Here is a 4,482-nt window from a genome sequence, read left to right as displayed (position 1 = left end):
ATAGGACGCCTCCCACTGCCCTTTCGGCACCGAGCCGATGACGGCGCGGATGATCTCCGACGTGTAGGCGCCGATGTTGAGCGTGAAGCCGATCAGCGCCGCGGGAAAGGCATCGAGCAGAATGCCGATCGAGGGCAGACCGTAGAAGATCAGGAACAGCTGCACCAGGAGCGGTGTGCCACGGAATATCCAGACATAGAAGCGGGCCACGGCCGCCAGCGGCTTTGGGCCGAACAGCCTGAGCAGCGCCGTGGCCAGCCCGGCGGCGAGGCCGCAGGCGAACGACAAAAGCGTCAGCGGCACGGTGAAGATCAGCGCCGCCCATAACAGGGTCGGCAGCGATTCCAGCATTAATTGCAGCCAGTGCGGCACGGGGCCCTCTCCTTGCCAGATGCAGCCTGAACAGGCGTCGGTAGAGCCCGCGTCGCGACGTGCGGCTGCGGCGAAGACTGCGGGCGCATATCACGCGAAAATCGGCGAGCCGTCAAAGACGGCCCGCCGATGTCCTGGGGCCGATTCGCGGCCCGATCAGGCGGATTTACTGCGAAACGTCCTGGCCGAAATAGGTGTCGGCGATCTTCTTGTAGGTGCCGTCCGCCTTGATGTCGGCCAGCGCCTTGTTGATCGCGGCGACCAGTTCCGGATCGCCCTTGCGCACGATGACGCCGGAATAGTCGGCGTTCTCTTCCTGCGCGGCGATCTTCACATTGGCGTCGGGCTTGTGCTTCTTGAAATCGAGGAAGGACAGGCTGTCGTTGATGGTGGCGTCGGCGCGGCCGGTGAGCAGAAGCTGGATCGACTGGTCGAAGCCGTCGGTACCGACGAGCTCGGCGCCGTTGATCTCGGCGAGCTTGCCGTAATTGGAGGTCAGCGACTGCGCCGCCTTCTTGCCCTTGAGGTCGGCGAAGGTCTTGATCTCGGTGTCGTCACCGCGCACGATCAGCACCGCCTTGGAGGCGATGTAGGGATCGGAGAAATCATATTTGGCCTTGCGCGCGTCGGTGATGCCGACCTCGTTGATGACGGCGTCGTAGCGGTTGGCGTCGAGGCCGGCGATCAGGCCATCCCACTTGCCTTCGAGGAATTCCACCTTCACGCCGAGCTTGTCCGCGACCGCCTTGGCGATTTCGACGTCGAAGCCGACCAGCGCGCCCGAGGCGTCATGATAGGTGAAGGGCGCATAGGTGCCTTCCGTGCCGACCTTGATGACGCCGGCCTGCTTGATCTGATCGAGATTGGCGCCGGCATGCCCGGCGGTGACCGCCAGAGCCTGCAGCGTTCCGGCGATGATGAGCGATTTAAGCCATTTCATTTTTCTGTGATCCCGTTTTGGCCGGTGCCCCGGCGCGGTGTAAGAGCCGGAAACTGACAGATAGAGATGCGCGAAATAAGGAACCAGATTTCAAAAATATGGCATTCCAGAAACGAGATTCTCCAACTCGTACCAGAAACGGCCTACAACTCCCGCTCCGGCCATTTGTCTCGTCTCCAAGACAACACAAGGCCGTCCGGCCGTCGCGGCGGAACATTCCACTGCATGGCACGTTCTTGGCTTTGTAGGGCGCGGCGCCGCCATTTCAACCGCTGCTGACGCCGCTGAAGGGATCGGACACCGAAATGTCCGTGACGTCAGGACAAGGGAGTGCGGCATGATTGAGGACACGGCAGGACGGACGATGGTCCGCGCGGCGATGAAGGCGCCCTATCTGGAGCGCGAGGAGGAGCATCTCCTGGCCTTGCGCTGGAAAGAGGATAACGACCAGCAGGCACTGCACCGCATCACCGTCGCCCATATGCGGCTGGTCATCTCCATGGCCTCGAGGTTCCGCCACTACGGCCTGCCGCTCGGCGACCTGATCCAGGAGGGCCATGTCGGCCTGCTCGAGGCGGCCGCGCGCTTCGAACCGGAGCGCGAGGTGCGTTTCTCGACCTATGCCACTTGGTGGATCCGAGCCTCGATGCAGGATTACATCCTGCGCAACTGGTCGATCGTGCGCGGCGGCACCAGTTCGGCGCAAAAGGCGCTGTTCTTCAACCTCCGGCGCCTGCGCGCCCGGCTGGCGAATGGCGCCGAGCCGATCTCCAACGCCTCGCTCTATCGCGAGGTGTCGGCGGCGCTCGGCGTGCCCGAAGCCGACGTGGCGATGATGGATTCGCGCCTCTCCGCGCCCGACAGCTCGCTCAATGCGCCGCTTGGCGACGATTCCGGCCCGGCCGAGCGCATGGATTTCCTGATCTCGGACGATCCCCTGCCGGACGAGGTCGTCGGCGACACGATCGACATCGAGCGCCGCTCGCTGTGGCTGAAGGCGGCGCTCGGCGCGCTCAATGCGCGCGAGCTGAGGATCATCGAGGAGCGCCGGCTGACCGACGAGGGCGCGACACTGGAAGCGCTCGGCGAGGCGCTCGGCATTTCCAAGGAACGCGTGCGCCAGATCGAGGCGCGCGCCATGGAAAAGCTGAAAGTCGCGCTGGTCGAGCAGAACCCGGAATTCCTGGCGACAGCCGCCTGACTCCTGCCTGCCTAGGCTTACCTATCAGTGACGATCTTGACCTTGTCGCCGGTCGAAACAGCGGCGCCGGGCGACAGCGCGTTGAGCACCCTGAACAGGTCGAGCTTCCGGTCGACGCCGACCATCTGAGCGGCGAGCGAGCCCATGGTCTGCCCGGCCTGCACGGTGACGACGCGGATATGCAGTGGCTTCAGCGCCGCCTTCTCGGCCGCGCTCAGGATGCGGAACGAGCCGCTGACCGAGCGCGCCACCGGCTCAAGCGCAGTGCTGGCCGCCGGTGCCGCCGTCAGCAGCCGGTAGACCTGGCCGCCGGCGCGGATGACCGCGATGTCGAACTGCCAGCCGTCGGCGCCGGCGCGCGCCACCGCCGCCTCGTTGCCGTTGATGGTTTCCTGGTGAACGCTGGCGTCATCGAGGCCGGCCACCCAGCCGCTGCGGATGTAGTCGGTCAGCGCCCGCGACTTGTCGATCGAAACGCCGTCGAAACGGATCGCCATGTCGCCGGGGCCGGTCGCCGTCACCGCCGCGGCCGAATTGTCGATGACGAAGCCGTCGGGCACGGTGAACGACACGCCGAGGCCCGGATGCAGGAAGGTCTGGCCGCGCACATAGCCCTCTTCCGGCGTGTCGCCGTAGAGCAGCCCGTCAATACCGGCCAGGAAGGCGTCGCGGTCGCGCGTGCCGATGCCCGGCGGGCCGAAGTTGCGGGCAAGGCGCTGGGCAAGATCGATCCGCTGCGGCGTGTTGGGATGAGTCGCCAGGAAGTCCAGGCTGGCGTCGGTGGCGCCGCTGATTGAGCGGAAATCGGTATAGGCCGACATCGACTGCAGGAAGCGGCCGGCGGCGTAAGGATCATAGCCGGCCTCGCCGATCGACTTGATGCCGATGGCGTCGGCCTGCAGTTCCTGGTTGCGCGAGAACTGCGCGAGCCTCAGCTTGCCGCGGATCAGCGCCGCCTTGGCTGTCGGGCTGTCGCCCAGCACATCCGACACCACCTTGGTCGCCAGCCCTTCCTCGGCCTCCAGCTGCTGCCGCTGCAGGCCGTGATTGGCGGTGACGTGGCCCATCTCGTGCGCGATGACGGCGGCGAGCTCGGACGAATCATTGGCCAGCGCCAGCAGGCCGCGCGTTACATAGAGATAGCCGCCGGGCAGCGCGAAGGCGTTGACGTTGGGCGAATTGAGGATGGTGATGCGGTAGGTCTGGGTCGGATTGGCCGACACCACCGTCAGGTTGCCGACGACCTTGGCCACCATGCGCTCGAGCTTGGGATCGGAATATTCGCCGCCATAGGTGGCGAGGATGCGCGGATGCTGCGCCTTCGCCATTTCGGCGAGCTTCGAGTTGGCGACAACATTGTCGACGGTGATCGGCTTGTCGGACGGCTGGAAACCGGACTCCTGCACATCCGGCGGCGTGAACATCTGGCAGCTGGCCAGCGCCACGGCAAGGCCGGCAAGCGCGAGCAGTCGCGCCAGCGGCTTCGTCAGCAATCTATGCTTGCCGGTCGGCAGATCGGCTTCCTTTCCAAATCTTTGCGGGCAAATCACGGCCTGTGCCAGACCAGTATGGGCGGACCTAGCCATACTCCTCCAGTCAAGGCAAGCAAACGCTGCATCACCCGAACCCGGTTTGAGCGTAAATTATGTCCGCTTCCGGGCAACATGCCGAGATCCGGCAGCAATGCATGTCACCTGGAAATGTGCTGTGGTTTTGAGGCAACGACCTGCTCAAAAACAGAACCCAAGCGCATCCCTTGAGGTCGTTCAGGCGCGACGCCCCTTGGCTGGATCCATGCCGACATAGCGCCGAAAGCCGTCCGGTCCAGAGGCGTCGAAGAAGTTGGCCGCCGTCCCCGTCGCGGCGACCGTGTGGTTGTCAAGGAAGACCATGTCCTGGCCGATGCGGCGCGCGTCCTCCGGCTGGTGCGTGACGAACAGCACCGTCATCTGCCGTTCGGTATGGACAC

Annotated in this window: 4 protein-coding genes and 1 pseudogene; 1 reads left to right on the top strand and 4 read right to left on the bottom strand. The window is 64.7% G+C overall.

Annotated elements, in window-relative coordinates:
* The coding region (locus EN742_RS25610) for an ABC transporter permease subunit (RefSeq protein ID WP_128333422.1) at positions 1-372 on the bottom strand (372 nt) is incomplete at its 3' end.
* Positions 373-538: 166 nt separating this feature from the next.
* Complete coding sequence (locus EN742_RS25605) at positions 539-1,312, bottom strand: amino acid ABC transporter substrate-binding protein (protein WP_126057898.1); 774 nt, start codon at positions 1,310-1,312, stop codon at positions 539-541.
* 337 nt (positions 1,313-1,649) lie between these two features.
* Here EN742_RS25605 and EN742_RS25600 point away from each other — a divergent pair, with 337 nt between their 5' ends.
* Entirely contained in the window at positions 1,650-2,513 is an 864-nt protein-coding gene (locus tag EN742_RS25600; RefSeq protein WP_126057897.1) for an RNA polymerase factor sigma-32, read from the top strand.
* Between the two features lie 17 nt (positions 2,514-2,530).
* On the opposite strand, the gene EN742_RS25595 is transcribed toward EN742_RS25600, so the two are convergent.
* Together EN742_RS25595 and EN742_RS25590 are read right to left on the bottom strand one after the other, a co-directional pair.
* Positions 2,531-4,006 (bottom strand): M48 family metalloprotease, encoded by a 1,476-nt coding sequence (locus EN742_RS25595; RefSeq protein WP_245455348.1) that lies wholly within the window; start codon positions 4,004-4,006, stop codon positions 2,531-2,533.
* A 273-nt stretch (positions 4,007-4,279) separates the two neighbouring features.
* Positions 4,280-4,482: pseudogene (locus EN742_RS25590) on the bottom strand (thiamine ABC transporter ATP-binding protein); the annotation flags it as partial.

Source organism: Mesorhizobium sp. M4A.F.Ca.ET.020.02.1.1 (assembly GCF_004022645.1).
Taxonomy (GTDB): Bacteria; Pseudomonadota; Alphaproteobacteria; order Rhizobiales; family Rhizobiaceae; genus Mesorhizobium.
The sequence above is the reverse complement of the archived record's forward strand: the minus strand, read 5'-3'. Positions and strand labels throughout refer to the sequence as shown.